Origin of the sequence: Roseovarius sp. MS2 (assembly GCF_051447875.1) — a bacterium.
Classification (GTDB): domain Bacteria; phylum Pseudomonadota; class Alphaproteobacteria; order Rhodobacterales; family Rhodobacteraceae; genus Roseovarius; species Roseovarius mucosus_A.
In genome coordinates, this window is record NZ_JBKHVF010000001.1 from 3,738,756 (window position 1) to 3,763,531 (window position 24,776).

The following is a 24,776-nucleotide window of genomic DNA, read 5'->3' on the forward strand; positions in this document are numbered from 1 at the left end:
GTGATACAACCCGCGCAAGGCTGGTCAATGCCCCACGCGCCTGAAATACTGTGAAAAAACCGGAGAAGATCATGAGCAAGAGCCTCAGACGCGTGACCGAGGCCCTGCAATTGGCAGGGCATGACATCACCCCCCAAGAGATCGGCGATGCCACAACGGCGCAAATGGCGGCTGATCTGATCGGCTGCTCCATCGCGCAAATCGCCAAATCCATCATGTTTCGCGGCGAGACGAGCGGCGCGGCGCTCCTTTTTGTCACCTCCGGTGCCAACCGCGTCTGCGATCACCGCGCCTCTGCCCTTGCAGGCGAACCTCTGGGCAAGGCCGATGCCGCCCTCATCCGCGCGCAGACCGGCTTTGCCATTGGCGGCGTGGCGCCTTTGGGCCATCTCACCCCGCCGCGCGCCTTCTTTGACCCGCATCTTTTGACCTTCCCAATGGTCTGGGCCGCGGCCGGCACGCCCCGGCATCTCTTCGGCATTGACCCCGCACAGCTTTTGCAGATTTCCGGCGCCACGGTCGAGGATTTCACCGCCTGAACCCTTGCAATGCCCCTGCGCACCCCCAACCTTGAGGGCGCAACAAGGATACTGATTGACCCCATGACCGATACAAGCTGGCACCTGCCCAATCCCGACACCCAGCCAGAGTTTTACGCCGATGTGCCGCTCAAGCGGCTTTTGGCCTTTCTCGTCGATACGGTCGTGATCATCGGGATCAGCCTGTTGATCGTGCCGTTCACCGCCTTTACCGGGATTTTCTTCTTTCCCCTGCTCGCGGCAGTGGTGGGCTTTGCCTACCGGGTCGTAACCCTCGCACGCGGCTCGGCCACATGGGGCATGCGCCTGACAGCCATCGAATTCCGCGATGCCAAGGGCGCGCGCTTTGACCTGTCGCAGGCTGTCTTGCACACGCTTGGCTTCACGGTTTCTTTGAGCATCCCGATCCTACAGGTCATTTCCATCGTGCTCATGCTCACCGGCGAGCGGGCGCAGGGCCTCACCGACAGGGTGATGGGATGCGTCGCGATCAACCGCCGCGCGGCCATGTAACGCCCCCATGACAAGCCTCTTGGCGGGGCGCTTTATCGTTGTTATCGTGCCGCTTAGACAGATAACGGATCAACCATGCGGCATACTCTTCCCATCGCGCCCCAGTTCTACGTGACGGCGCCACAGCCCTGCCCCTACCTTCCGGGCCGGATGGAGCGTAAGCTTTTTACCGCGCTTCAGGGCGAAGGCGCGCAGCGTTTGAATGACGGTCTGTCGAAACAGGGCTTTCGCCGCTCGCAAAACGTGCTCTATCGCCCCTCCTGCGCCGATTGTGCCGCGTGCCTCTCGGCGCGTATCAACGTGGCAGAGTTCACAGCCTCCAAAGGTCAGCGCCGCACGCTGCGCCGCAATGCAACCCTCAAGCGCCGCGCCACCTCGCCTTGGGCCACCGAAGAACAATACAGCCTTTTCCGCCGCTATCTCGAAAGCCGCCACGCCACCGGCGGCATGGCCGATATGGATACGTTCGAATTCGCCGCCATGGTCGAGGAAACCCCGATCCGCACCCGCGTCGTGGAATACACCGAGGCCGAAACCGGCGCGCTGACCGCCGTCTGCCTCACTGATATTCTCGATGATGGCGTGAGCATGGTCTATTCCTTCTACGACCCCGAGCGCAGCAGCGAATCGCTGGGCACCTATGTGATCCTCGATCACGTCGCCATCGCGCGCGAAAATGGGCTTCCCTATGTCTACTTGGGCTATTGGGTGCCCGGCAGCCCCAAAATGGGGTACAAGGCCGCCTTCTCGGGTCTCGAAGTCTATGTCGGCAACCGCTGGCAGAAAATGCGCGATCCCGAGGAATTCCGCGCGCAGGCGCATCCCCTCGTCAACGATCCGATTTCCGAACAGGTTGCCAATATCTCATTGCCTGATGGCCGCCCGCTGCGCGCCCGGTCTGTCTAGGGCAAAGCCAAAAACGGGCCGGTGCCGTCCAGCACCCTTGTCCCGGTCAATCGCCCCTCAAACCACCCTTAGCCCGCCGGACAGCCGCGAATATCAACCGCATCGCCACTGCTCAGGATCGTGAGCCGCAGCCCGCTGCGGTCAAGCATGAAGCCGCGCCCCTCCGCATGAAAAATCTCGGCTTCAGCGCGCAAACGGTTGCCCTGCCGCACGCTCTTGGATTGTGCGACCCAAAGCGCAGGATTGGCAGTCTCGACCACCATCATCTCCTGCGCGCCCATTGCCGCCACATCGACCTCTGCCACCAGATGCACGCCACCGCCCTCTATGGGCGACACCTTGCACACCACCCGCCCCACACCGGCCTCTGCCTGCGTATAGGGCCGCGCGGCCAAGGCAGCGGCAATCTGCGGATCAGGCCGCCGCGCATCGCTATCCAAGCCCTGCGCCACCGTCAAAGACACCGGCACGCAGATATCACTGCACACGCCGATCTCCATATCCACACTCAAGGTGATCGGCTGTCCGGCACGTTCCGGCGTCAAACGCAGCGGCAACACCAACACATGCTCATACCCGATGGTGCGCATGCCATTGGTCACGGTCTGTTTGGGTGTCGGCCATTCAATCTCGACCCGCGCCAGATTGCGCGACCCGCGCCAATCGAACCGCGGTGGAATCCCCGCCTCACCGGGCGCGCGCCAATACGTTTTCCACCCCTCGGCCAGGTCGAATTTCAGCGCAGCCACATGGCTGCCATCAGCCGTTTGCCAGCCGTTCACGATGCTGACCGCGACCATATCCTCCTGCGCCCGCGCCCCCGAATGGGGCACCAGAACCGAAAGAACCGTCAGAAAAACGATGCGCCAAACCTGTATCATGCCGCTGACATGGGCCATTCCGCGCCGATTGCCAACTCACAATCCGGCGAGAATTCTTGCCAAAGGATGAAGAGATGGCTTGCACCCCCGGCCCGCTCGCCCCATTTTCATGAGTAACAAGCACAGGGACAGCCCGTGACCCGAACCAGTCAAGATATGGATCTGACAGGCAAATTGCTCATCGCCATGCCCGGCATGGGCGATCCGCGCTTTGCGCATTCGGTCGTGCTGCTCTGCGCCCATTCGCCCGATGGGGCCATGGGGCTGATCATCAACAAACCAACCAGCGATCTTCGCCTGCGCGACTTGCTTGAACAACTCTCGATTGCACCAACCGGCCAAACCCGCAATCTGCCAGTGCATTTCGGCGGCCCGGTCGAACACGGGCGCGGATTTGTTCTGCATGATCGGGGGTATCAATCCACTCTCACATCGCTTGAGGTGAATGAGGATTTCGCAATGACCGCCACGCTCGACATTCTCGAGGATCTGGCCCGTGGCACCGGCCCGGATCGCGCCCTGCTGGCACTTGGCTATGCCGGTTGGGGGCCGGGTCAACTCGAATCAGAACTTGCGGAAAACGGCTGGCTCACCTGTGACGCTGATATGGAACTGGTGTTCGACACCCCAAATCCCGCCAAATGGGAGGCCGCGCTAACCCGCCTTGGCATCTCACCCCTGATGCTCTCATCGGATGCTGGCCGCGCCTGACCTTTGGGCTTTGCCACTGCCCAAGCGCCCCCGCGCTCCTCTCTCAAAACCAAGGGCGGATCAACCGGCCCCCTGACACCGCAGGCCCGGCCCGCATGGTTTTTTCAGGTCTGAGACCCAAACGGTTTGAAAGCCCACAGAACCACACTACCTACGGTCCCGGCACGGGATTTCCTTTACCCCGCCACATTTCAGGGCTACCCAATGGGTCCGCCCCCGATACAGGAGCACCACCCGTGACCTCAGACACCCTCAGCGTAGACCGCGACGCCTTCTTGGCCGCCATGCGGCAGGTCGCGGCCACTGTGACGGTTGTCACCACCGACGGGGTCTCAGGCCGCGCCGGGGCCACGGTCAGCGCCTTTTCCTCGCTCTCCGCTGATCCGCCCTCGGTGCTCATCTGCCTGCGCACCGACAGCCGCATCGCGCGCGCGGTGATCGAAAATGGCGCCTTCTGCGTCAATGTCCTGCCCGAGGATGCCGTCGAGGTGGCGCGCGCCTTTGCCGGTTCCTCGCCGGAAAACCCCGCCGCGCGCTTTGACGGGCTCACGGTCACCCCCCGCCCCGAAGGCCCGGTGCTGCCGCGTGCAACCGCCTTTTCCTGCCTGCTCACAGACCGGATCACCCATGGCAGCCACGCCATCTGCATCGGCACCGTCACAGCCCTCACCAATGCTGGGCAAAAACCGCTGACCTATCTCAGTGGCGATTACCACATCGTGCGCCCGCACGGGCACTGAACACCCCCCGCGTCTTCTTCGTCAAAATACTCAATTCCACCGCTGGCCAAACAGCGGCCCCCCTGCCATATCTGCGCCCACCCCGGAACAGGAGCCGCCCATGACCCGCATCATCACCGCCCTCAGCGATATTTCCGACAAATATGACGCGCTCTTTGTCGATCTCTGGGGCTGTGTGCATGATGGCGTGCGCGCCCTGCCCGATGCGGTCGCAGCACTTCAGGCCTACCGCGCGGGCGGCGGCACCGTGGTGCTTGTCACAAACTCGCCCCGCGCGCGGGGCGGCGTGGAAAAACAACTCGACGGCTTTGGCGTGCCCCGTGACGCTTGGGATAGCATCGCCACCTCCGGCGACAGCGCGCGCGCCGCCATGTTTCAGGGCGTGGTGGGCGAAAAGGTCTGGTTCATCGGCCAGCCGTTCGATGACCGCTTCTTTGACCCACTCCACCTGATTGAAAACCCCGTGCCCATCTCCCGTGTGCCTCTGGAAGAGGCCGAAGGCATCGTCTGCATCGGCCCCTTTGATTCTTTGGCCGATCCCGCCGACCTGCGCCCGCAGTTTCTTTATGCCAAGCAAAAGGGGCTCAAACTCCTCTGCGCCAATCCCGATATCGTGGTGGATCGCGGCGAGGTGCGGGAATGGTGCGCAGGCGCTCTTGCCCGCCTCTATACCGAAATGGGGGGGACAAGCCTCTATTTTGGCAAACCGCATCCCCCCATCTACGACCTTGCCCGCCGCAGGCTCTTGGCGCTTGGTCGCGATGTCGAAAACGGCCGCATTCTGGCCATCGGCGACGGGGTGCATACAGATATCGACGGGGCCATGGGCGAGGATATCGATTCCCTCTTTATTTCCGGCGGCTTGGCCGCGGCCGAGACCAAAACGTCGCACCAGCCCGATGAGGCCGCGCTAACCGCTTATCTTTCCAAGGAAAACTCTGCGCCCACCTATACGATCGGATTCTTGCGCTAAGAGAAAGCGCTTGATTTTTCTGCATCCGCAAAGTAATAAAATTCCAACATGGGCCAAAATACAGCCCAATAATTGCGCACCAAACCTACTGGAGGGGCGAATGTTGGACAATATGCCACGCGGCACGATCTGCATCGAAGACATCGAGATGGGCATGACCCGCCATCTGCGCAAAGTCGTAACCGACCGCGATATCGAACTCTTCGCCGAGGTCTCTACCGACCGCAATCCGGTGCATCTCGATGACGATTATGCGCAAGACACCATCTTTGAGGGGCGTATCGCCCATGGCATGCTCACCGCCGGCCTCATCTCTGCGGTGATTGGCGAGCAATTGCCGGGGCATGGCACCGTCTACATGGGCCAGACCCTGAAATTCCTCGCGCCCGTGCGTCCCGGCGACATGGTCCATGCAGAGGTCGAGGTGATCGGCATCGACCACGGCAAGCGCCGCGTGCAACTCGACTGCCGTTGTCTGGTGAATGGCAAAAAGGTGTTGATCGGCGAAGCCACGGTTCTGGCCCCCTCGCGCAAGTTCGACTGACAGCTCTTGCGCGCGCTGCGGCCTGACCGCATTCTGTGCCCATGAACGCAGCACCCAACTGGGGCGTGGTCGCCACGATCAAGGCCCCCACCCGCGACATCCTCACGTTTGCCGCCCATCATCTCGATCTGGGCGCTCACCGGGTTCATGTCTATCTCGACGCCCCCGACCCGCAGGCCGAAGCCGCCCTGCGCGCCCATCCAAAATGCCGTGTCATCCTTTGTGACGACGACTATTGGAACCGCCGGTCACGCAAGGGACGACCCGACAAACACCAACCGCGCCAAAGCCTCAATGCCACCCACTGCCTTAACAAACGTCCGCAGGTCGATTGGTTGGCACATATCGACGTGGATGAGTTTCTCTGGTCCGAAATCCCCATCGCCGACCGTCTCGCGCGCGTCGCCCCGGACCGCCTCAGCGCCCGTGTTCGCCCCATCGAGGCATTGGACCCCGGACCTTACAAAATCGAGGCCGAACCTTACAGAGCTTACAAATCCTGCGCCCTCTCACAGGCTGACCGCCGCGCCCAGACCAACGCCATTTATCCCACCTACGGCCCCTATCTCAACGGCGGATTCCTCAGCCACGTGGCAGGCAAGGTCTTTGTGCGGACCGGGCAACCAGATATCAGCCTGCGCATACATAATGCATTTAGAAACAAAGAGATGGATGACAAAGCTGAGGAATTACATGAGCTTCGCCTCTGTCACCATCATGCCGCCACCTGGGATCACTGGCTCGCCGCCTACCGCTACCGCCTCAGCCTGGGTTCCTACCGCGCCGAATTAAAGCCAGCCCCCCACTCCGACGGCTATGCCTTTAATATGCATGAATTTTTTCACATGCTTGAGGAAGACGGAGGGGAACCCGCCCTGCGCCGCTTCTTCTCCGAGGTCTGCACCGCCACCCCAGAGTTGCATAAACGCCTTGCGTCTTACGGCCACCTTCATCACATCAATCTCGACCTTGACGCAAAGCGCGCCCGCCACTTTCCGGAACATAGCTAAGTGTTTCCAGTTACTGCATAATCCCTCTCCGCACCCCTTGGATTGTTGCGCGGATTATGCGGTGCATTGACGCTGGTGACGTTCTCAGGTAAGTGCAGCGCAGCGGGGCATCCATGTGGAGAACCACAGGCCCATGAGGGGCCCGAACCCGCATCAGTCGTACGGGCCATGATTGCGTCCGTAAACCACGGATACACATGACAAAATTTTCCGATCTGAACCTGAATCCCAAGGTGTTAAAGGCCATCGAAGAGGCCGGTTACGAAACGCCCACCCCCATTCAGGCCGAAGCCATCCCTCACGCGCTCGTCGGCCGCGACGTTCTCGGCATCGCCCAAACCGGCACCGGCAAAACTGCCAGCTTCACCTTGCCCATGCTCTCGCTTTTGTCACGTGGACGCGCCCGCGCCCGCATGCCGCGCAGCTTGGTCCTGTGCCCCACGCGCGAACTCGCAGCCCAAGTGGCTGAGAATTTTGATACATATTCCAAACACTTAAAGCTCACAAAGGCGCTGCTCATCGGCGGCGTCAGCTTCAAGGAACAGGACAAGCTGATCGACAAGGGCGTTGATGTTCTCATCGCAACGCCAGGTCGTCTGCTCGACCATTTCGAACGCGGCAAGCTCTTGCTGACCGGCGTTCAGATCATGGTCGTGGACGAGGCTGACCGTATGCTCGACATGGGCTTTATCCCTGATATTGAACGAATTTTCAGCCTCACCCCCTTCACCCGTCAGACGCTTTTCTTCTCTGCCACCATGGCACCCGAGATTGAGCGCATCACCAATACCTTCCTGTCGAACCCCGCTCGGGTCGAGGTTGCCCGTCAGGCCACCGCCTCCGAGACGATCGAGCAAGGCGTGGTGATGTTCAAACCGTCCCGCCGTGAGAATGCCGATAGCGAAAAACGCAAGTTGCTGCGCGCGCTGATTGACCGCGAAGGTGCTGCCTGTAGCAATGCCATCATCTTTTGCAATCGCAAGATTGATGTAGATGTGGTCGCTAAGTCTCTGATAAAATACGGATATGATGCGGCACCTATTCACGGTGACTTGGACCAAAGCCAGCGCACACGCACACTCGACGGCTTTCGCGCAGGCACGCTGCGCTTTCTGATCGCCTCTGACGTGGCCGCCCGTGGACTTGACGTGCCAGCGGTCAGCCATGTGTTTAACTTTGACGTGCCCAGCCATGCAGAAGATTACGTTCACCGCATTGGGCGCACCGGCCGGGCCGGGCGCAGCGGCAAGGCGCTGATGATCTGCAACCCGCGCGACGAAAAGAACCTTGCCGGGGTTGAATCCCTGATTCAAAAGGAAATTCCCCGGGTCGAAAGCCCCGTGACCTTCACCCCTCCGACCACAGAAACCGAACCGCCGCAGGGCAGCGAGGAGCGCCCCGCCAAACCGCGCCGCGCACGCAATGTCAGCCGCGGAAAGCCCGAAGAGCGTCCCGCCGCCAGCCACAAGGCCCCGGAAACCGTTTCCGAACAGGCAGTTGAGGCGACCCCACCGCAGGAACGCCCACAGGAACGCCGCCCCGAGCGGACGCCGGAACCCCGGCAGGACCGCAATCGCGACCGCAATGACGATAACGCCCCGCGCCACAGAGAGGGCCGCGGGCGTCAGGATCACGGTGGCGGGCCGCGTGTCATGGGTCTTGGGGATCATCTGCCCAGCTTCATCGCACTCAGCTTTGATGAGAGGCGCACCGGGTAACCCGTTACTTTCGAAGCATTTTATCAAAAATCATTGCGCGCTGAGATGAGATCATCGCGCAATGACAATATCCGCGCACAGGCCACCTAGCCGCGCGCTCTCTCCCAATCTCAGCGTGCCACCATGTGCCCGCGCCACATCTAGCACGATGGACAAGCCCAAGCCGACCCCCATGCCGCGATTCTGGTTTCGCGCAGGTTCCAGCCGGGTGAATGGCTTGATTGCATCGTCCCTGCTATCAGGCGGAATCCCAGGCCCGTCATCCTCAACCCTGATTCTCAATGATTTTTCGGTCATGACCACCGAAACCTCAGCCCGCGAGCCATAGCGCACCGCGTTGTTGATCAGGTTCTCGACTGCCCGGCGAATATTCTCCGCCCGCAAAGCCACCGTGCCCACGCCCCGTGCCTCTACCAAAGTCACGTCATTCTGTGCGCGTTGGGCATCTTCGACAATCTGTGTCACAAGCGCAATCGGATCAACCGGTTCCGGCTCGCCCTCATGCGCCCCGCGCGCAAAGGCCAGAAACCCTTCCAGCAATCGCTCCATATCGCGCACGTCGCGCAGCATGGGGGCCGCCTCTTCATCCTCCAGCATCGCAAGGCTCAATCTCAGCCGGGTCAGCGGCGTTCTCAGGTCATGGCTCACGCCCGAGAGCATCAGCGTACGCTGCTCAATCTGCCGTTCAAGCCGCGCCCGCATGTCGAGAAAGGCATTGCCCGCAGCCCGCACCTCTAGGGCACCAGAGGCCCGATAGGGCACATGCCGCCCGCGCCCAAAGGCCTCTGCCGCCTCAGCCAGCCGGGTAATCGGCTTGAGCTGTTTGCGCATGTAGACATACGAGACAACGGTCATGAGGATGCCATAGAACGCCAGATTGAGCAGCACTTGATAGGGCCGCCGAGCGGACACCCGGCGCCGGTCAAACACAAGCTCGACCACCCCACCATCCCTATGAAAATAAAGCATAACAAACTGATTATCGGTCAGTGAAACACGCTCGAGATCCTCGAAATAGCCACGCAATTCGCGAATAACCACGCTTCCAGAAAGGTCGAACCAATCATAGTCATCGGCCTCTGGCATCTCGGATGCGGGCACCCGCCGCCGCTCGATTTCCAGCATTTCTGACACCGGGCTGCCTTCGGGTTCATCAAGCACCAAGCGCACCTCGCGCGCCACCGTCTTAACCATTTGCTGCGTGACATCGTCAAACAGCCTCTGGGCAAACACGAGCGACACCACCAAGAGCAGCGTGATCACCGGCAAAAGCAGGATCAACACGGCCCGTGCATAGAGACTTCGCGGAAGATAGGGTTTGAGCCAACGCAACGACATGGCTAAACCTAGCCGCGCGCGCAGCCATAAGGAAGAGCCATGCAAGCCGACCAAGGAAAAAGCCCCCCTGTAGGCATGGCCGAGGATGTCGGACAGGCGATCCGTCGCATTCTTGCGCCCAACCCCTCGCCCATGACGTTTTGGGGGACCAACACCTATCTTGTGGGCACGCGCCGCCTTGCGGTGATTGACCCGGGCCCCGACACCCCTGCCCATCTCGCAGCGATCCTTGCGGCCTTGGGTCCGGGCCAGAGCGTGAGCCATATTCTTGTCACGCATGCGCATCTGGATCATTCCCCTCTTGCCGCGCGCCTCTCGGCTGAAACCGGCGCACCGGTGCTGGCCTATGGCGATGCCACCGCCGGGCGCAGCGCCGTGATGCAGAGCCTTGCCGAAAGCGGGCTTATGGGCGGTGGTGAGGGCGTGGATACGGAGTTTGCCCCCGATCTGGTGCTCTGCGACGGGGAACGGATCATGGGGGATAACTGGCAGATCACCGCGCATTGGACACCGGGGCATTTCGGCAATCACATGAGCTTTGAGATCGCAGACAGCGTGCTGTCCGGCGATCTGGTGATGGGCTGGGCCAGCTCTCTGGTCTCGCCACCAGACGGCGATCTGACAGATTTTCTGCGGTCTTGCGCGCGTCTTGGCGCGCTGAAGGCGCGGCGCTTTCTGCCCGGCCACGGGGCAGTGATCGAACATCCCAAGGCCCGCGTCGACTGGCTCGTCGCGCATCGCAAAGCGCGCGAGGCGGCAATCCTAGAGGCCCTCACGCGGGCACCGCTGACCGCCACCGAGATTACCAGCCGCGTCTATGCCGACACCCCACAAAGCCTTCTCGCCGCGGCCCGCCGCAACGTGCTCGCGCATCTCATCGACCTTATGCAGAAATCCCAAGTCGCGCCAGTCGGCGCACTACAGGCAGACGCAAAATTCGCACGCCTCCAAACCACCTGCACCTCGTCCTAAATTTTTGTCACAAAGCCTCTGGACCTCCCCGAATCCGGTTGCTATACGGCCCAAGTGTTCCGGCGTAGCTCAGCGGTAGAGCAGTTGACTGTTAATCAATTGGTCGTAGGTTCGATCCCTACCGCCGGAGCCAAAGATTTCAAGGGGTTAGCGGGAAACTGCTAACCCCTTTTCCTTGGGTTAGTCGCTTATTTCAGCCTAGTAGCGCCATTTTTGAGGTGTCCTGCGCTGCTTCGCAACGTAGTGCGGCCGGTTCAGCAAATTCATGATGAGAGCCACTGCGGCGGTCTCAAATTGGCCAGTGGCATTCACACGAAACTCGCCTAGTTCTTTACTGTCTTAGTCATCTGCCTTCATCCGCAACGTAGCGCATCTGTCCTTGACGCTTGGTGTGTCGAAGGTTGTATGGATATCGTGAGCGAAGGCGTTGCGTAGCTTGAGTGAGCAATGGAACATGGCAGAGAACGGTATGACTTACGCGGCTTCAGCGTAAGCTCGATAAATCGCCAAAGTCCGATTTTGTTTTGCAATCAGACTTTTAGGGTAGGAAGCGCTTCGGGCATCTGTCCCAAACACATCATGCGCTGTGCGAGGCGCAGCATAAGCTCGTCCTGGATTTGAGCATGTCGTGGCACACCAAACAGGTTCGTCGTCTCGTAACGATCCCGCCGCAGATCGAACAATTCGCCTTTGTCCTCACCGTAAAGGCATAGCTTCCAGTCCTCCGTACGCAGCATTGATCCAGGTCCAAACGCCGTCGGTGGCATTGCCCCTTTGATGACATGGCCGGATATCGGCTCTAGGGGCTGTCGCACAAGCATGCCTGAATCGGCGTAAACGTCACGTCGTCCCACCACCGTGCCCGCCATCGACCGGGCATGCGAGCCTTCTGGCTGCTTGAGACCGCATAGATCGAGAACTGTCGCCATGCCGTCCATCAGCTCGACCAAGCCAGAACACACGCCGCGCGGCACGCGCCCGGTCGGATCCCAAATCACCATCGGCGCCCGGATCAAGCACTCGTAAAACGCTGGAATCTTGTGGATCACACCAAAATCACCAATGAATTCACCGTGGTCGCTCCAGAAGAGGACGATCGTGTTTTCAAGCAGGTCTAGAGCCTCAAGCTCGTTCAGAATACGCCCAACCTGATCGTCAACATACCGGATCTGCCCGGCGTAGATCGCCATCGCCTGTTTGAGCTCTGCGACCGGCATGTTGATTTCATTGCTGTGAATGCGCCAGTTTGTCAGCCGGGTGATTTCTCCGTCCACTGGCGCCTTGCGATAATTTGGCGAAAGCTCAAACTGATCTGGGTGAAACAAGGACGAGTAGGGTTCAGGACAGGCAAAAAATGGATGCGGGTCCTGATAATTGAGGGTCAAAAAGAATGGCTGGCTTGTCCGAGCTTGGCGATGGATAAACGCGAGCCCCTCATCTGTGAGACGCTTGGTCAGGTTCCACTTTGACCCAACATCAAGGCTCGTGCTGTCCCATGCGTTTATATAGTCTGGGTGGCCACCCATGATCCCTAGGCAGATGTCCTCGCCTTCATCATACAGGCTACCAATCACATTTCCTTTGAAGGTGTGGTCCTTGCCCCAAATCCCTCGCACATAGCCCGCGTCACCCAGCACGCGCAGGGCATTGGGCTGCGCCTGATCGTAGGTGCCACCATATTGCCGAATGCCGTGTTCGATAGGATATTTCCCAGTTAGAAAACTCGTCCGGCTCGGCCCACACATAGGGCTTGCCGCAAAGGCGTGGCTGAACCGCGTTCCCATCGCTGCCAGCCGGTCCAAGTGCCGGGTAGCAATGAACGGATGGCCCTGACACGAGGCGTAGTCCCACCGCATTTGATCTGGATTGATGATGACGATATTTGGTTGCATGGGCAGGAACCGCGTAAGGGATCAAAAGGAGTAACCGAAACGATCAATCTCGGGCGCGAATTTTTCGGCCACGAGTTCGATAACATCGTCTCGGACGAAATAGGATCTATAGGCGTCGCGCACAGAAGCATTGAGGCGCGGAAGAGCGACGTCACCAAGCCCAAGCCGTCCGCAAAGTGCCTTGAAATCCATCTCAAGAGTTTCGTACTTCAAGATGACATCGACGTTGTCAAACGGATCGCTCTTCAGATCATCAAGGGTAAGATAGTGCGCATGAGGATGGACCGTATTGCTGATAAAATGCGCGAAGTCCTGCTCTGACCACACCACAGCTCCGCGGTGCGGCGAAAAATAATACGAGACGCAGCGGTCCCACGGATTTCGCACGCAGGTAACTTTGATCAGCCGCGCATAGCGCTCCTGGTCCAATTGGCGTCGATAATCCTCCAACGTCGCGTGCTTGTGAATTTGGAATTCAGGAGAACGTATCTCAAATCGATTTATCCCGTCGTGGTGAGGTCCAATCAAGGCAATGCGATCATCACTGTAGGGTAAGAGAGCCTTTTGAATTGAATTGCCGCCCGTCTTTGGCACGTGAATAAAGATAAAATTGAATGAGCTAGAAAGCATCGTAGTGCGGCCCTCCCGATATATGGACCTGATATATCCCTGGGCGTTATCTCGTCTTAGCGGTTTATATGACCGACGGGTTGCCTGCAAACTGATAAACATCTACGGGGTCATCTTGGCCGTTTGGGTGGACATGCGACAGCCGCTTACACAAAGTCAGTGACGGGCATAGCCCTCTCTAATAGCGCCTCGTAGACCATGCGAACTTCAGGCTCCATTGACTGCGTCATCCCTTCGTCCTCATCGCTTGTGCGCAGGCTCTGTTCGTAAAAAGGCGCCTCTGTCAGGCCTTCCGTCGAGACACCAAAGCTATTGGAAATATAATCCACCGCCTTGTTATAAACATCGGCAGGCCAGTCAAAACTGACCAGCGGGATGTCATGGGCCGTGATATGCTGCAGCAGTCGAAGGTTATATTTCATCCACAAATCAATGGGGGCGATAACGGGGAGTAGGTTGGGGCCACGGCGCTGAAGTGAGCGAACCACGGCAAAGGGGTCACGAAAGGTGGCGACATAGTGCATATTCGGCACCGCCTCCTGCCAGAATGGCAATGTGAAAACGGTGCGTGGATCCTTGAATCCCCAAATCGGACGGCTGGCAAGGGATGCAATATGTGCATCCCGACGCGCCCGAAGCTCATCGCTCCATCGCATCTCTTCGGGTGGATTGTCCCAAGTGCCGCCATTCAGCTTCAGAAGGTCATTGTTGATTTGCATGATCTCGGGGTTTTCCTTGTTGCCCCGTCGATTGAACTTGGCAAAATTGATCACATCACCAAGAAACAGACCGCGTTCCTCCAGACATCCAGCCAGACAGCTCGTTCCGCTCCGATGCATCCCAAGGATGCAAACAGTCTTTGCCGCGTAGGTATTTGCCATCTAAAGCCGCCCTGCTGTGCCGAAGAACCATCGCTCACGTTGGTCCGATTTGGTATGTAGTTTAATTCGTCACGCCGGTCGATGTCGTCTCTCTGCTCGTTGACACTAAAATGGTTACCCCGCAACACAGCTTGCAGAACAGGATCATCTGGTCAAATCGCATATGAGTTCGAAAAAGCTGTCCATCGTATGCGAAAAAGAGGCTGGCTCGCGTGCCTCGGCCAGACGGTTTCGAATATCTGCATCCATGGTTACACGTTGAACAATGGCCGCGATGTCCTCGCATGGCTGGTCTTCGGCCATATGTGCGCCAAGCCCAAGTGCCGCAATTCGTCGGGCGTTTTCCAGCTGATCCCCGATAAATCCGGGGGCTACGATCATCGGTACGCCGTTTTGCAAACAGTGCCAGATCGTGCCGACACCACCCAAAAACAGAAACGACGATAGACCCGGCATTACCGTATTGAATTCAATCCACTGGTGCAATTCGACATCCTTGCCACGACTGACCGAGTGGAAATGCGCGTGCAGGTCAGGATGATTGCCTAAAAAAAGGCTTACACCGTTGCCTTCGGGTATGTTTGCGATCAGCGCCTCTGTGAGGCGTAACAGATGTTCTGTGGAACCCTGATTTCCGAAGGACACCCCGATACGGCGGACATTGGGTGCGAGCGCGGGCGAGGTATGGTTGTGGATGCTGATGCTCGCTGGATCGTTCACGTGCGCATAGAACCGCGTCGGCAGAAACTGCACGTTCAGATACGGTGATCGGAGCCATCCACTGTCCAGCCCGCCCTTCTGCCAGCCAAGCTCGTCCTTCAAGCGCTCACCAAGATCATGATACTCCTTAACCGGCTCCGGCCAAGAGTGAATATTGAGGTGCCCTTGGGCCGGGTCTGGGAAGAAACGCCAATACCCACCCGGCGTTCCCATCGCCGCATAAGGCACATCAAGCTGAGCGACAGCAAGTCCAGCTCCTACAAGCAGGCGGTCGATAAAGACCATGTCAGGCCGATGCTGCGCAATGCGCTCCATAACGCGCCGCAAACTTGCGACCCTACCGTCATGTCCTGCTGGGTTTTTCGCTATGTCGTCGATATGCGGCATGGGCATCAGGCGCAGCCGGTTCAGATCGCCCGCTTGCTCCACGTCGCAGCCATGTCCGCGTAACCGCGCGACTTGATCCCCATATGTGATCCACACGCTGCTGTGCCCTGCGGCCTCAAACTTCTGGCTAAGGCGCAAGAACCCCAGACCGCCAAAATCCATGTGCCCATAGGCGCTTGACACAAGAAACAGGACTTTGATGCCGCTACTCCCAAAGCTTCTTCAAGGCTGCGCAATCTAAGCGTTCAGCCTAGACCGCGATTGCGTCGAATATCGCGAATGCAACCATCCGTATCAAGGTCTTTGCTCACAAATCCTTCGACCATAGAGTGATTTAAACTATCCCCATGTTACTCTCGCAACTCGCAGAAGGCGTCAGGTGGCTTTTCGCTGAGCTGAACACTACGGACCTAGAGAAACCGATCCATTTTGAGGGCATCAAGCGGGGCATTTGCGGGGCATCCTGATATGATATCCGCCAAAACTTCGCCGGTTTTGGGGGCCATCATCAGCCCATAATGGCTGTGCCCGAAAGCCGCAAAGAGACCATCCTGCCCCGGCACCGCGCCCAATGCGGGCAAGCTGTCGGGAAATGAAGGTCTGCGGCCCATCCAGAAGGACCCTTGCGCAGTGCTTAGATCAGGGCACATCGCCTTGGCTTGACGTGTCAGAATAGCTTGTTTCCGGGGATCAGGTGGCGCGTCAATGGCCGCAAACTCTGCGGTACCAGCCAAACGCAATCCGCCAAGCATGGAACTGGCGACGGCCTTGCCATCGACATCCATCACCGAGTGATTGAGAGTGACACCGGGGGCCGCAAACTCCACATGATACCCGCGCTCGGCCACCAGAGGCAGGGTGATCCCAAGGGCCCGCAGCAAGTCTGCTGACCAAACCCCCGCAGCCAGGACAACGCGCGGTGCTGTGAAATTTTGGCCTTTGGCGAAAATCGTCCAGCTGCCATTTTGATGCGACAGACGGATCACTTCAGCCTGAACCACCTCGATCCCAAGCCCCCGCGCCTTCGCGGTCAGGACCTGACCAAGCTGACCGGGTGCGCGGGCACGCGCCTGACCTTTGATCACCACCGCGGCCCTGAAGTCAGACGAAAGTCCGGGCTCCAGCGTCTGCAACTCCCTTGGACCTATCAGAGCCAGATCCCCGCCCTTTTCCACACGGATGCGGTAATCAAGGTTCTTCAGACTGGCTTTGTCCGCAGTGCGAAAGGCGTGGATATAATAGCTCTCAGCAAGCAAATCCTCATGTCCGGTTCCGGCAAGAAGACGGCGATATAGGTCCACGGATGGACCGCACAGATACTCCATACAATCGGACGCGGCACGCGCCTTTTCCTCTGTTGCGTGTCGTAAGAAGCGCAGCCCCCAAGGGATCATGCGCGGCCAAAAGCGGGGTCGCACCGAAAGTGGGCTATCTCGGCCCAATAGCAATCCAGGCAGAGTCTTCCATATCCCTGGCATGGATTGCGGGATAATGGACCACGGAGAGATAACACCGGCATTCCCGAAAGAGGTTTCTTGTCCGGGTATGCCTCTGTCAATCAGGCGTACCGAGAAACCACGCTCACAAAGGGAAATCGCCGTGCAAATCCCGACAATACCGGCACCGATGATGGTTACATGACCGTCCATACCTCAGACCGCCGCAGGTGTTGAACGCCGTTTGAAAAGCTGGCTCAAAATGGCCGGAGCAGCAATCAACGCGGCAATCAAATCGGCCTGCAGCGAGGGCGCAATGAACACTATGCCCGACACTGCCAGCAATACTCTCATGAAGGCACCCATCGGGGCCTTCCAGTATCCAACAACCGCCATTGAAAGCGCCAGAACCCCCAAAATGCAGCTCGTGGCGGTATAGGTGAACTCCCATAAATCAAATCCCGTTGAGGAAACGATAAGCAGGACAGGCGCGTACACAAAGGCCATTGGCGCGACGACTTTGCCCAAGCCCAAGGTAAAGGCTGACACACCTGTCCGGAAAGGATTGGAGTTGGCGATGGCCGCCGCCGCATAGGCCGAAGTACAAACGGGGGGCGTAATTTCCGATACGACACCATAGTAGAGCACAAACATATGGCTGGCGATCGGAGGCACGCCAAGCTGTGCCAGAGCAGGCTGAGCCACCGACGCAAGCATGATGTAAAGCGCTGTCGTCGGAACGCCTGCCCCCATCAAGATGCAAGAAATCGCGATGAACACCAGTGACAGGAACAATTGCAGATCTGGGGTTGAGATCATTTCCCAACCGCCAAAGGTGAACATATCATTCAAGCTCATGGCCATCGAACCCGCGCCTTGGGTCACCATAAAGCCCATGCGAAACCCAATACCCGTGGTATTGATGACACCGACGACAATGCCCACAGCCGCCGAGGCCGCCCCGACAGCCAGGGCATATTTTACACCCACTTCTAGCGACTCTGCCATTTGAGGCAGCCGAATACGCGCTTGCGGGTTCAAGGTGGCAACAACCGCACCGATCACAAGCAGCAGGGCCATTTGCCCCTCAAATCCTTGGCCCATCCATTTCCACAAAACAAAGGCAATGAAGGCCGCAGGATAGATCAAAGTGGTCGGTTCACGTAACCGCGCCATGCCCGCGATCACTGCCAGAGAGATGCCGCAAAACGCAGACATGTAAGGCGTGTAGCCAGAGAAAAGCACAACCAGCAGGCCGATCAAGGGAATGATATTCGCCCAGCCTTCTCGCCATACGGCCGCGAATTGGGGCAGGCTGTCCTTTGCCATGCCCTTCAAGCCAAGTTTCAAGGCCATTAGGTGCACCACAGCGAACACACCGACGTAATGCAATACCGCCGGGACAATCGCTGCAATCACGATTGTGGTGTAGGGTAGCTGTAGAAACTCTGCCATGATGAAGGCTGCGGCGCCCATGATCGGCGGCGTAATTTGACCACCCGCCGAGGCAGCGGCCTCAACGCCACCTGCAAAATGTCCGGGGTAGCCCAGCCGTTTCATATTCGGAATGGTAAGGGCCCCCGTCGACACTGTGTTCGCAACGGAAGAGCCGGAGATTGTCCCGAAAAATGCAGAGGATACGACCGACACCTTTGCCGGACCACCGACATAGCGCCCGGCAAGAATGGTTGCATTGTCTATGAATAATTGCCCCAAACCGGTGCGCTGCGCGATGACGCCAAACAGGACAAAGTGAAATACAATTGTTGAAACGACCCAAAGGGTGACACCGAAAATACCCTCTTGCGGGAAATACATCGACGAGACGAAAGTTTTGAAATTCACGCCGGGATGCTGCAACAAACCGGGAAAATAGGTCCCGAAAAGCGCGTAGGAAATGAATACGCAGATGATGAGCGGCAAAACCCAACCAAGTGTCCGCCGTGCAATATCCAAAACCAACAGGATTATAATGACACCAAAAAATACGTCATACCCGTTGGGATTACCCATTCGGAAAGTTTGTTCCTCGATGCCAAGCGCCGGAATGCCGCGCCACGCCAGGCCCACATACAGCGATGACGCCACGCCCAATGCCATGAAGACCAGATCATAAAGGGGGATATTCCCCAGCCGAAGGCGGCTGACCTTCATTGCAAAGGCGCTGTCACTCTTGAAAATTGGAAAGAGCGCGTAGGTGAGAATGAATAATCCCGAAAGATGCCAGCCCATGTGCCAATGATCGGCCGGAAGACCAAACCCCGCAGTCACAAAGTGATAAAGCGCAAAGACCAGTGCCACGGCGCGCAAGACCATGCCAACGTTTGGGCCTACTGCGCGCGTCGCAGCGCCTTCGTCATATTTCCGCTCTATCTCGGCCAACTGCTCTGGGGTCAGCTTGGCCAGTTCTTCGGCGCTCAGGTCATTGCTGCTGTTGGTCACGGGCCTGCCTTGTCATTCATGAAAAGAGGTTGCGATGCCCGCTGGGGGCATCGCTTGGAATGTTTCCTAGAATGAAGACGGCTTACTTGAGCAGCCCTGCTTCGCGATAAAAGCGCTCTGCTCCGGGATGCAGCGGCACCCCAAGGCTATCCACCCCGTTCAACGCCGTTTCCGGCCGGATCAGCTTGCCTTTCGCATGCCCATTGTCGAGCAAGTTGCGGGTATTGTCATTCCAGAGCGCCTTGGTGATCCCGTAAACAAGATCGTCCGAAAGATCCGAGGAGACAACAAGATATGCCGAAACCGCAGGGGTCATCGTATCGTTATCAATACCCTCATATACGCCACCGGGGATCTTTGAGGGAATGTAGGCAGGCACCACATCGTTGATTTTCTGCATTTCTTCGTCGCTGAAGGAATACAGCGTCATGCCCTTGGTCGAGGCAAGCTGAACCATCGCCGCCACAGGCCAACCCGCCGCATAAAAGAAGGCGTCCAATTGCCCATCCGCCAGACGTTCAGCCGATTGCGAATTGTTCAGCTCGGCCTCTTCCATGTTGTCGCGGTTCACACCCCATTCTTCGAGCATTTTCAGAACAGCCACTTGGGTGCCAGACCCCGCCTGCGCAATGCCAACCCTTTTGCCTGCCAGATCACCCAACCCGTCCAAGGTTGCCCCGGCGGGCATCACAAGATGCAGGTCTTCTGGAAAGAGGTTGGCGACAAGTCGCAGCTTGTCATGCTTTTTGCCCTCAAATGTGCCAACACCAAGGTACATCTCACGCGTCACGTCGGCAGCAGCAAGGCCGGCTTCCAATTCGCCGTTCTGCACAGCCGCGTTGTTAAAAACTGATGCGGTTGTAGATTGTGCAATCGCAATCAGTCCGGGAACGCCGCACTGTCCCCCTTCTTCGCAGGGTCGAGATCCGGGAGGAGAGGAAATCCCATTGGCGATCGTTCCGCCAATCGGGAAGTAAGTTCCGCCCGCACCGCCGGTTCCAATGCGAAAAAAAGTTGGGCTTTGGGCCATTGCCGTGCCGGCCATCAAGGCCGTTGCCAAAGCTGCCACTGCCATTTTCTTCATCAATGCCATTCTAAACTCCCCGTTTTTATAGGCTTTACCTCCGCGATGCGAAGGTTTGTCGTGGTCGCGAGCTTAATGGTAGCGTTGATAAAGACAAATTTGTTATAACTCTAAAAAACAAGGAAAAACTTATATAGTGAAGCTCCAGCAACTCTCTGTTTTTCGTGAAGTCATGGCTACCGGGTCCGTCTCGCAGGCGGCGAGGCGTTTGGGGCGCACGCAGCCTGCGATCAGCCTTTCCTTGCGAGAACTCGAAGCGTCGCTCGGTATCACTCTTTTTGAACGTGAGGGGCGCCGCCTTATCCCGGTGCCAGAGGCCTATTACCTGCTGGCAGAGGCGGATGAAGTGCTAGACCGACTGTCTACAGTGTCTCGCACCATGAAAAGCCTCGGGGATGCCGCGAGCGGCAATCTGAAGGTTGCCGCGATGCCCGGACCATCCAGTTATCTTTTCCCCGGATATATCAGTCGGGTTCTCGGCGATTTCAGGGATATCAAGCTGACATTGACGATGCGAAGTTCGCAACAGATCCTCGAGTTGGTGGCCACCCAAAGCATTGATTTCGGCTTTGCGGATCTGGATTTTCAGCTTGAAAAGCGCAAAGGTCTTTTGACGGCAGAAACCTTTTCTGCGCGCTGCTTCTGCGCCTTGCCTCAGGCGCATCCTTTAGCTCAAAAAGCCGCGCTATCTTGGGAAGATTTGCATGATCAACCGATGGGCGGCTTGCACAGCGCGCATTGGCTTCAAAAACGTATTCACATGGCATTTCAGGGGCATGGCGCGCGGTACAATCAAATCATCGAAAGCCAGTTTTTCATCCCGCTTTTGCAATTTGTGTCCCAAGGGCAATGCTGCGCCATCGTCGATCCGATGACCGTGGCCAGCGAACAGCAGTCAAGGCTGAACGGGGATGCGTTGGTATTTCGTCCGCTCGCTCAAGACCTTCGATATGATTGCGCCATTTTTGTCCCCAGATTGCGCCCGATGTCGCAGTTGGCAAGGCGGGTAAAAGACGGATGGAAGGCCGAGGTGCTACGCCTCATGACGGTGCTTGGCGCAGATCCGATGACGGACATTTACTCCAATGAGTGAACACGAGGTCGGTGCCGCGGCGCACCTCCTCGAGTCGTCCGAGGATGCCTTGCGACTGCGGATATCAGCCTAGGCCAAAGCGAGTGATCTGGTTCCACATAGAACCGAGATGAGCTTAACACCACATCCATTTGTTTACCGGCACAAGGTGCGCTTTTCCGCAGACAGAATATGTTGGGCCCCCCGCAGATGGCGAGGGGCCCTGCCCCATGTCCGGCTCAGCCGAAGATGAAGTCACCACCATCCAGCGTTGTCGCCTCTACATCGACCAGTATGATCGTGTGGTCCAGATAGCTGACCTGTGTCGCACCAGAACCGTCAAAGGTTGTCGCAGCAATGCTCAGACCCTCAAAGCCGCCGATCACTCCACGCAGATCCAGCAGATCACCCGCAGTGTCGAAATCCGAGATCACATCAACCTCTCCGGCATTGAAGCTGTTGAAGACAAAGACATCCGCCCCGTCCCCGCCTTGCATCTGATCGTCGCCGTTGCCGCCATTGATGGTATCGTTACCCTCACCCCCAAGAAGCGTGTCGCGGCCATTGCCGCCAGCAACAAAGTCATCGCCGACACCGCCATCCACCATGTCGTTGCCAAAACCGCCACCCATTTGATCGTTACCAGCGCCACCGCTCATGACGTCCATTCCGGTGCCGCCCCCCATCAGGTCGTCGCCATCGCCGCCGCTCAGCGTATCCGCTCCTTGGCTGCCGCCCATACTGTCGTTCCCGGCCCCGCCCGTCAGAACATCGTCACCGCCGCCACCATTGACGAGATCATTCCCGTCGCCGCCATCTGCGGTGTCGTCACCAAGGCCTGCGCCAATGACATCGTCGCCCGCATCGCCGGACAGCTGGTCATTTCCAAGCCCCCCACCGATCCGATCATCCCCGTCGCCGCCCATGGCCACGTCATCACCATTCCCTGAGGAAATGATGTCATCGCCGCCATTGCCAGAGAGCACATCATTGCCGTCACCTCCAACGATGCTGTCCGCGCCGCCGCCGCCGCCAATGTCGTCGTTCCCTGCCTCACCAGCTAGGAAATCATTGCCACCCGCACCACGCAGAATATCGTCACCTTCACCGCCAAAGGCCACATCTCCCATGACGCCGGTCGAGATATTGCTCAGACCCTCATCGCCATCCGACCAGCTTCCGGTGTGAATCTCGTCATTGCCCGCGCCGCCAAAGATCGTATCTGATCCGTCGGCACCTGCATCAAACACGCCCCCTGTGGCGGTCGAAACGCGGCTATCATCATCGCCGGTGATGATGTCATCCCCCGCGCCACCTTCGATCAGGTCATCACCCGCACCGCCAGCATAGCCATTGTCGTATTCCGACAGGGGAAGCGCGCCCGAAGCCCCAAAGCTGGCCGCATTGAACGGGTCGTCATCGTCGCCCGGCCCAGCCCTCAGCGTGTCATTGCCCGTGCCGCCATCAAGCACATCTGCACCTGCATTGCCGAACAGCACATCATCGCCCGCGCCGCCTGTGATGCTATCTGCACCGCCGCCGCCACCGACATCGTCATTGCCAGCATCGCCGTTGAGGATATCGTCGCCACCCGCACCGCGCAGGATGTCATCGCCGTCCCCACCGTGGGCCACATCTCCCATGACGCCAGTCGAGATATTGCTCAGACCCTCATCGCCATCCGACCAGCTTCCGGTGTGAATCTCGTCATTGCCCGCGCCGCCAAAGATCGTATCCGATCCGTCGGCACCTGCATCAAACACGCCCCCTGTGGCGGTCGAAACGCGGCTATCATCATCGCCGGTGATGATGTCATCCCCCGCGCCACCTTCGATCAGGTCATCACCCGCACCGCCAGCATAGCCATTGTCGTATTCCGACAGGGGAAGCGCCCCCGAAGCCCCAAAGCTGGCGGCATTGAACGGGTCGTCATCGTCGCCCGGCCCAGCCATCAGCGTGTCATTGCCCGTGCCGCCATCAAGCACATCTGCACCTGCATTGCCGAACAGCACATCATCGCCCGCGCCGCCTGTGATGCTATCTGCACCGCCGCCGCCACCGACATCGTCATTGCCAGCATCGCCGTTGAGGATATCGTCGCCACCCGCACCGCGCAGGATGTCATCGCCGTCCCCACCGTGGGCCACATCTCCCATGACGCCGGTCGAGATATTGCTCAGACCCTCATCGCCATCCGACCAGCTTCCGGTGTGAATCTCGTCATTGCCCGCGCCGCCAAAGATCGTATCCGATCCGTCGGCACCTGCATCAAACACGCCCCCTGTGGCGGTCGAAACGCGGCTATCGTCATCGCCGGTGATGATGTCATCCCCCGCGCCACCGATAATCAGGTCGTCTCCGTCACCTCCGGCATAGCCGTTGTCGTATTCCGTGCGCGGCAATGCACCCGAGGCCCCAGTATCAGCGCCATTCGGGATATTGGCATCGCTGCCTGCCATGATCACGTCATCCCCTTGGCCGCCGTCAATGTCGTCACTGCCGCCGTTGCCTGTCAGGGTGTCCTTGCCGCCAAGTCCGATGAGCACGTCATCGCCTGCCCCGCCGATGATGACATCGTCGCCTTCCGTGCCTGTCACGGTCTCGCCCGTATCGCCCAACGCGAGGGTGACACCGCCCATGGCCCGCTGTTCGTCAAGAAGCGACAGCGCTTGTTCCAGCGTGATCTCCTCGATCTCACCCGCCGCCGCAGGCAGAATAGGAACAAAACCATCCTGAAGGCCATTTACCTCGCCCGGTGTCCCTGCCCCAATGCCATTTGGCACCGACACCCCATGCAGAACGATTTCCCGCAAGGTGAGTGGAAGAATATCCGCGCCCAAGTAATCATTCATTGTGACAGGGCTAAAGAAATTTGCCGCATCGTTCAGGTCAAAGGCCCGAATATAGGTGAAAGAACCATCCGCATTGGTCATGGGAGCAGCGCCGTCTTCGGTCAGAGTTAAGAGCACGTCGCCATATTGGCTTACCCCTTCCAGCACTTCCACCAATCCGTCCCGGTCAGTATCACTGTTGATATCCGGGGTTTGTGAGTTAACAGGATTTCCCTCCAGATCAAAAAGACCGTGAATATGCTGCGGAACAGGTTGGTTAGGCTCCATGCCCTCTACGGTGATGGAGACGTTCAGATATTGTTCGCCGGTGGCTTCAGGCGCACCAATCGCAAGGATCGCTGTTCCACTGACACCCGAGCCGTTGAGAGCAATGAAATCTACAGTATAGGTAGACTCAGCGCCCCGCAGAAAGGTTTCAAAAGAGGAATAGTTCGTCGCTAGATGTGCCATGGTTTGACCTCCCGTTTGCATGCATCACAGAGCAGTCACGGGACACCGCCGCCCAAAGTTTCAGACACGACAGAAAAAACTTAAG

At 58.3% G+C, this 24,776-nt stretch carries 21 protein-coding genes and 1 tRNA gene; 12 read left to right on the forward strand and 10 right to left on the reverse strand.

Annotated features, from left to right (window positions below):
- Positions 1-71 precede the first annotated feature (71 nt).
- The 3 genes from ACLGGT_RS18335 to ACLGGT_RS18345 all read left to right on the forward strand — a co-directional run bounded on the left by ACLGGT_RS18335 (position 72) and on the right by ACLGGT_RS18345 (position 1,958).
- A complete protein-coding gene (locus ACLGGT_RS18335) occupies positions 72-539 on the forward strand; it encodes a YbaK/EbsC family protein (protein ID WP_437197136.1) in 468 nt (155 codons plus the stop codon).
- Between the two features lie 63 nt (positions 540-602).
- Positions 603-1,052 carry an RDD family protein gene (locus tag ACLGGT_RS18340; RefSeq protein ID WP_037298841.1) on the forward strand — a complete coding sequence of 150 codons (450 nt, stop codon included), beginning with the start codon at positions 603-605 and terminating at the stop codon, positions 1,050-1,052.
- 75 nt (positions 1,053-1,127) lie between these two features.
- A complete protein-coding gene (locus ACLGGT_RS18345; RefSeq protein WP_437197137.1) occupies positions 1,128-1,958 on the forward strand; it encodes an arginyltransferase in 831 nt (276 codons plus the stop codon).
- Between the two features lie 68 nt (positions 1,959-2,026).
- On the opposite strand, the gene ACLGGT_RS18350 is transcribed toward ACLGGT_RS18345, so the two are convergent.
- On the reverse strand, positions 2,027-2,839 hold the full coding sequence (locus tag ACLGGT_RS18350; protein ID WP_037298843.1) for a protein-disulfide reductase DsbD domain-containing protein: 813 nt from the start codon (positions 2,837-2,839) through the stop codon (positions 2,027-2,029).
- A gap of 156 nt (positions 2,840-2,995) precedes the next feature.
- Between ACLGGT_RS18350 and ACLGGT_RS18355 the strand changes: the two genes are divergently transcribed.
- The 6 genes from ACLGGT_RS18355 (at position 2,996) to ACLGGT_RS18380 (ending at position 8,535) form a co-directional block, all read left to right on the forward strand.
- Positions 2,996-3,550: a YqgE/AlgH family protein gene (locus ACLGGT_RS18355; RefSeq protein WP_037298798.1), complete on the forward strand. Its 555-nt coding sequence runs from the start codon at positions 2,996-2,998 to the stop codon at positions 3,548-3,550.
- Positions 3,551-3,786: 236 nt separating this feature from the next.
- On the forward strand, positions 3,787-4,290 hold the full coding sequence (locus ACLGGT_RS18360; protein WP_008282993.1) for a flavin reductase family protein: 504 nt from the start codon (positions 3,787-3,789) through the stop codon (positions 4,288-4,290).
- A 100-nt stretch (positions 4,291-4,390) separates the two neighbouring features.
- On the forward strand, positions 4,391-5,263 hold the full coding sequence (locus ACLGGT_RS18365; protein ID WP_437197140.1) for a TIGR01459 family HAD-type hydrolase: 873 nt from the start codon (positions 4,391-4,393) through the stop codon (positions 5,261-5,263).
- Positions 5,264-5,363: 100 nt separating this feature from the next.
- Positions 5,364-5,807 carry a MaoC family dehydratase gene (locus ACLGGT_RS18370; RefSeq protein ID WP_008282995.1) on the forward strand — a complete coding sequence of 148 codons (444 nt, stop codon included), beginning with the start codon at positions 5,364-5,366 and terminating at the stop codon, positions 5,805-5,807.
- 41 nt (positions 5,808-5,848) lie between these two features.
- Positions 5,849-6,817 (forward strand): glycosyltransferase family 2 protein, encoded by a 969-nt coding sequence (locus ACLGGT_RS18375; protein WP_437197142.1) that lies wholly within the window; start codon positions 5,849-5,851, stop codon positions 6,815-6,817.
- A 197-nt stretch (positions 6,818-7,014) separates the two neighbouring features.
- Positions 7,015-8,535, forward strand: coding sequence for a DEAD/DEAH box helicase (locus tag ACLGGT_RS18380; RefSeq protein ID WP_151979334.1), 1,521 nt, complete (start codon positions 7,015-7,017; stop codon positions 8,533-8,535).
- Positions 8,536-8,586: 51 nt separating this feature from the next.
- Here the strand turns inward: ACLGGT_RS18380 and ACLGGT_RS18385 are convergent, their stop codons facing one another.
- The gene (locus ACLGGT_RS18385; RefSeq protein ID WP_008282998.1) at positions 8,587-9,873 is read right to left on the reverse strand and encodes an ATP-binding protein; all 1,287 of its coding nucleotides are present in this window, start codon (positions 9,871-9,873) and stop codon (positions 8,587-8,589) included.
- Between the two features lie 39 nt (positions 9,874-9,912).
- Here ACLGGT_RS18385 and ACLGGT_RS18390 point away from each other — a divergent pair, with 39 nt between their 5' ends.
- A complete protein-coding gene (locus ACLGGT_RS18390; RefSeq protein WP_375553484.1) occupies positions 9,913-10,845 on the forward strand; it encodes an MBL fold metallo-hydrolase in 933 nt (310 codons plus the stop codon).
- A 58-nt stretch (positions 10,846-10,903) separates the two neighbouring features.
- Positions 10,904-10,978 (forward strand) — tRNA-Asn (locus ACLGGT_RS18395).
- Positions 10,979-11,375: 397 nt separating this feature from the next.
- Here the strand turns inward: ACLGGT_RS18395 and ACLGGT_RS18400 are convergent.
- The 7 genes from ACLGGT_RS18400 to ACLGGT_RS18430 all read right to left on the reverse strand — a co-directional run bounded on the left by ACLGGT_RS18400 (position 11,376) and on the right by ACLGGT_RS18430 (position 20,326).
- Positions 11,376-12,737, reverse strand: coding sequence for a sulfatase family protein (locus ACLGGT_RS18400; RefSeq protein ID WP_437197144.1), 1,362 nt, complete (start codon positions 12,735-12,737; stop codon positions 11,376-11,378).
- A gap of 21 nt (positions 12,738-12,758) precedes the next feature.
- The gene (locus ACLGGT_RS18405; protein WP_081506300.1) at positions 12,759-13,367 is read right to left on the reverse strand and encodes a sulfotransferase family 2 domain-containing protein; all 609 of its coding nucleotides are present in this window, start codon (positions 13,365-13,367) and stop codon (positions 12,759-12,761) included.
- 146 nt (positions 13,368-13,513) lie between these two features.
- Entirely contained in the window at positions 13,514-14,248 is a 735-nt protein-coding gene (locus ACLGGT_RS18410; protein WP_437197145.1) for a hypothetical protein, read from the reverse strand.
- A 144-nt stretch (positions 14,249-14,392) separates the two neighbouring features.
- Positions 14,393-15,517, reverse strand: coding sequence for a glycosyltransferase (locus ACLGGT_RS18415; protein WP_437197147.1), 1,125 nt, complete (start codon positions 15,515-15,517; stop codon positions 14,393-14,395).
- A 248-nt stretch (positions 15,518-15,765) separates the two neighbouring features.
- Positions 15,766-17,004 carry an NAD(P)/FAD-dependent oxidoreductase gene (locus ACLGGT_RS18420; protein WP_437197149.1) on the reverse strand — a complete coding sequence of 413 codons (1,239 nt, stop codon included), beginning with the start codon at positions 17,002-17,004 and terminating at the stop codon, positions 15,766-15,768.
- A 3-nt stretch (positions 17,005-17,007) separates the two neighbouring features.
- Positions 17,008-19,233, reverse strand: coding sequence for a TRAP transporter permease (locus ACLGGT_RS18425; protein ID WP_008283006.1), 2,226 nt, complete (start codon positions 19,231-19,233; stop codon positions 17,008-17,010).
- Positions 19,234-19,315: 82 nt separating this feature from the next.
- Positions 19,316-20,326 carry a TAXI family TRAP transporter solute-binding subunit gene (locus ACLGGT_RS18430; protein WP_037298807.1) on the reverse strand — a complete coding sequence of 337 codons (1,011 nt, stop codon included), beginning with the start codon at positions 20,324-20,326 and terminating at the stop codon, positions 19,316-19,318.
- Between the two features lie 127 nt (positions 20,327-20,453).
- On the opposite strand from ACLGGT_RS18430, the gene ACLGGT_RS18435 reads away from it, so the two are divergent.
- Positions 20,454-21,410, forward strand: coding sequence for a LysR family transcriptional regulator (locus ACLGGT_RS18435; protein ID WP_037298811.1), 957 nt, complete (start codon positions 20,454-20,456; stop codon positions 21,408-21,410).
- 218 nt (positions 21,411-21,628) lie between these two features.
- On the opposite strand, the gene ACLGGT_RS18440 is transcribed toward ACLGGT_RS18435, so the two are convergent.
- Complete coding sequence (locus ACLGGT_RS18440; RefSeq protein ID WP_437197153.1) at positions 21,629-24,691, reverse strand: calcium-binding protein; 3,063 nt, start codon at positions 24,689-24,691, stop codon at positions 21,629-21,631.
- Positions 24,692-24,776: the final 85 nt, after the last annotated feature.

What these genes read in the sequence shown, in the direction of transcription:
- ACLGGT_RS18335 (WP_437197136.1), top strand. Translation starts at nt 72, where the DNA reads ATGAGCAAGAGCCTCAGACGCGTGACCGAGGCCCTGCAATTGGCAGGG.
- ACLGGT_RS18340 (WP_037298841.1), top strand. Translation starts at nt 603, where the DNA reads ATGACCGATACAAGCTGGCACCTGCCCAATCCCGACACCCAGCCAGAG.
- ACLGGT_RS18345 (WP_437197137.1), top strand. Translation starts at nt 1,128, where the DNA reads ATGCGGCATACTCTTCCCATCGCGCCCCAGTTCTACGTGACGGCGCCA.
- ACLGGT_RS18350 (WP_037298843.1), bottom strand. Translation starts at nt 2,839, where the DNA reads ATGATACAGGTTTGGCGCATCGTTTTTCTGACGGTTCTTTCGGTTCTG.
- ACLGGT_RS18355 (WP_037298798.1), top strand. Translation starts at nt 2,996, where the DNA reads ATGGATCTGACAGGCAAATTGCTCATCGCCATGCCCGGCATGGGCGAT.
- ACLGGT_RS18365 (WP_437197140.1), top strand. Translation starts at nt 4,391, where the DNA reads ATGACCCGCATCATCACCGCCCTCAGCGATATTTCCGACAAATATGAC.
- ACLGGT_RS18370 (WP_008282995.1), top strand. Translation starts at nt 5,364, where the DNA reads ATGTTGGACAATATGCCACGCGGCACGATCTGCATCGAAGACATCGAG.
- ACLGGT_RS18375 (WP_437197142.1), top strand. Translation starts at nt 5,849, where the DNA reads ATGAACGCAGCACCCAACTGGGGCGTGGTCGCCACGATCAAGGCCCCC.
- ACLGGT_RS18380 (WP_151979334.1), top strand. Translation starts at nt 7,015, where the DNA reads ATGACAAAATTTTCCGATCTGAACCTGAATCCCAAGGTGTTAAAGGCC.
- ACLGGT_RS18385 (WP_008282998.1), bottom strand. Translation starts at nt 9,873, where the DNA reads ATGTCGTTGCGTTGGCTCAAACCCTATCTTCCGCGAAGTCTCTATGCA.
- ACLGGT_RS18390 (WP_375553484.1), top strand. Translation starts at nt 9,913, where the DNA reads ATGCAAGCCGACCAAGGAAAAAGCCCCCCTGTAGGCATGGCCGAGGAT.
- ACLGGT_RS18400 (WP_437197144.1), bottom strand. Translation starts at nt 12,737, where the DNA reads ATGCAACCAAATATCGTCATCATCAATCCAGATCAAATGCGGTGGGAC.
- ACLGGT_RS18405 (WP_081506300.1), bottom strand. Translation starts at nt 13,367, where the DNA reads ATGCTTTCTAGCTCATTCAATTTTATCTTTATTCACGTGCCAAAGACG.
- ACLGGT_RS18410 (WP_437197145.1), bottom strand. Translation starts at nt 14,248, where the DNA reads ATGGCAAATACCTACGCGGCAAAGACTGTTTGCATCCTTGGGATGCAT.
- ACLGGT_RS18415 (WP_437197147.1), bottom strand. Translation starts at nt 15,517, where the DNA reads ATGGATTTTGGCGGTCTGGGGTTCTTGCGCCTTAGCCAGAAGTTTGAG.
- ACLGGT_RS18420 (WP_437197149.1), bottom strand. Translation starts at nt 17,004, where the DNA reads ATGGACGGTCATGTAACCATCATCGGTGCCGGTATTGTCGGGATTTGC.
- ACLGGT_RS18430 (WP_037298807.1), bottom strand. Translation starts at nt 20,326, where the DNA reads ATGGCATTGATGAAGAAAATGGCAGTGGCAGCTTTGGCAACGGCCTTG.
- ACLGGT_RS18440 (WP_437197153.1), bottom strand. Translation starts at nt 24,691, where the DNA reads ATGGCACATCTAGCGACGAACTATTCCTCTTTTGAAACCTTTCTGCGG.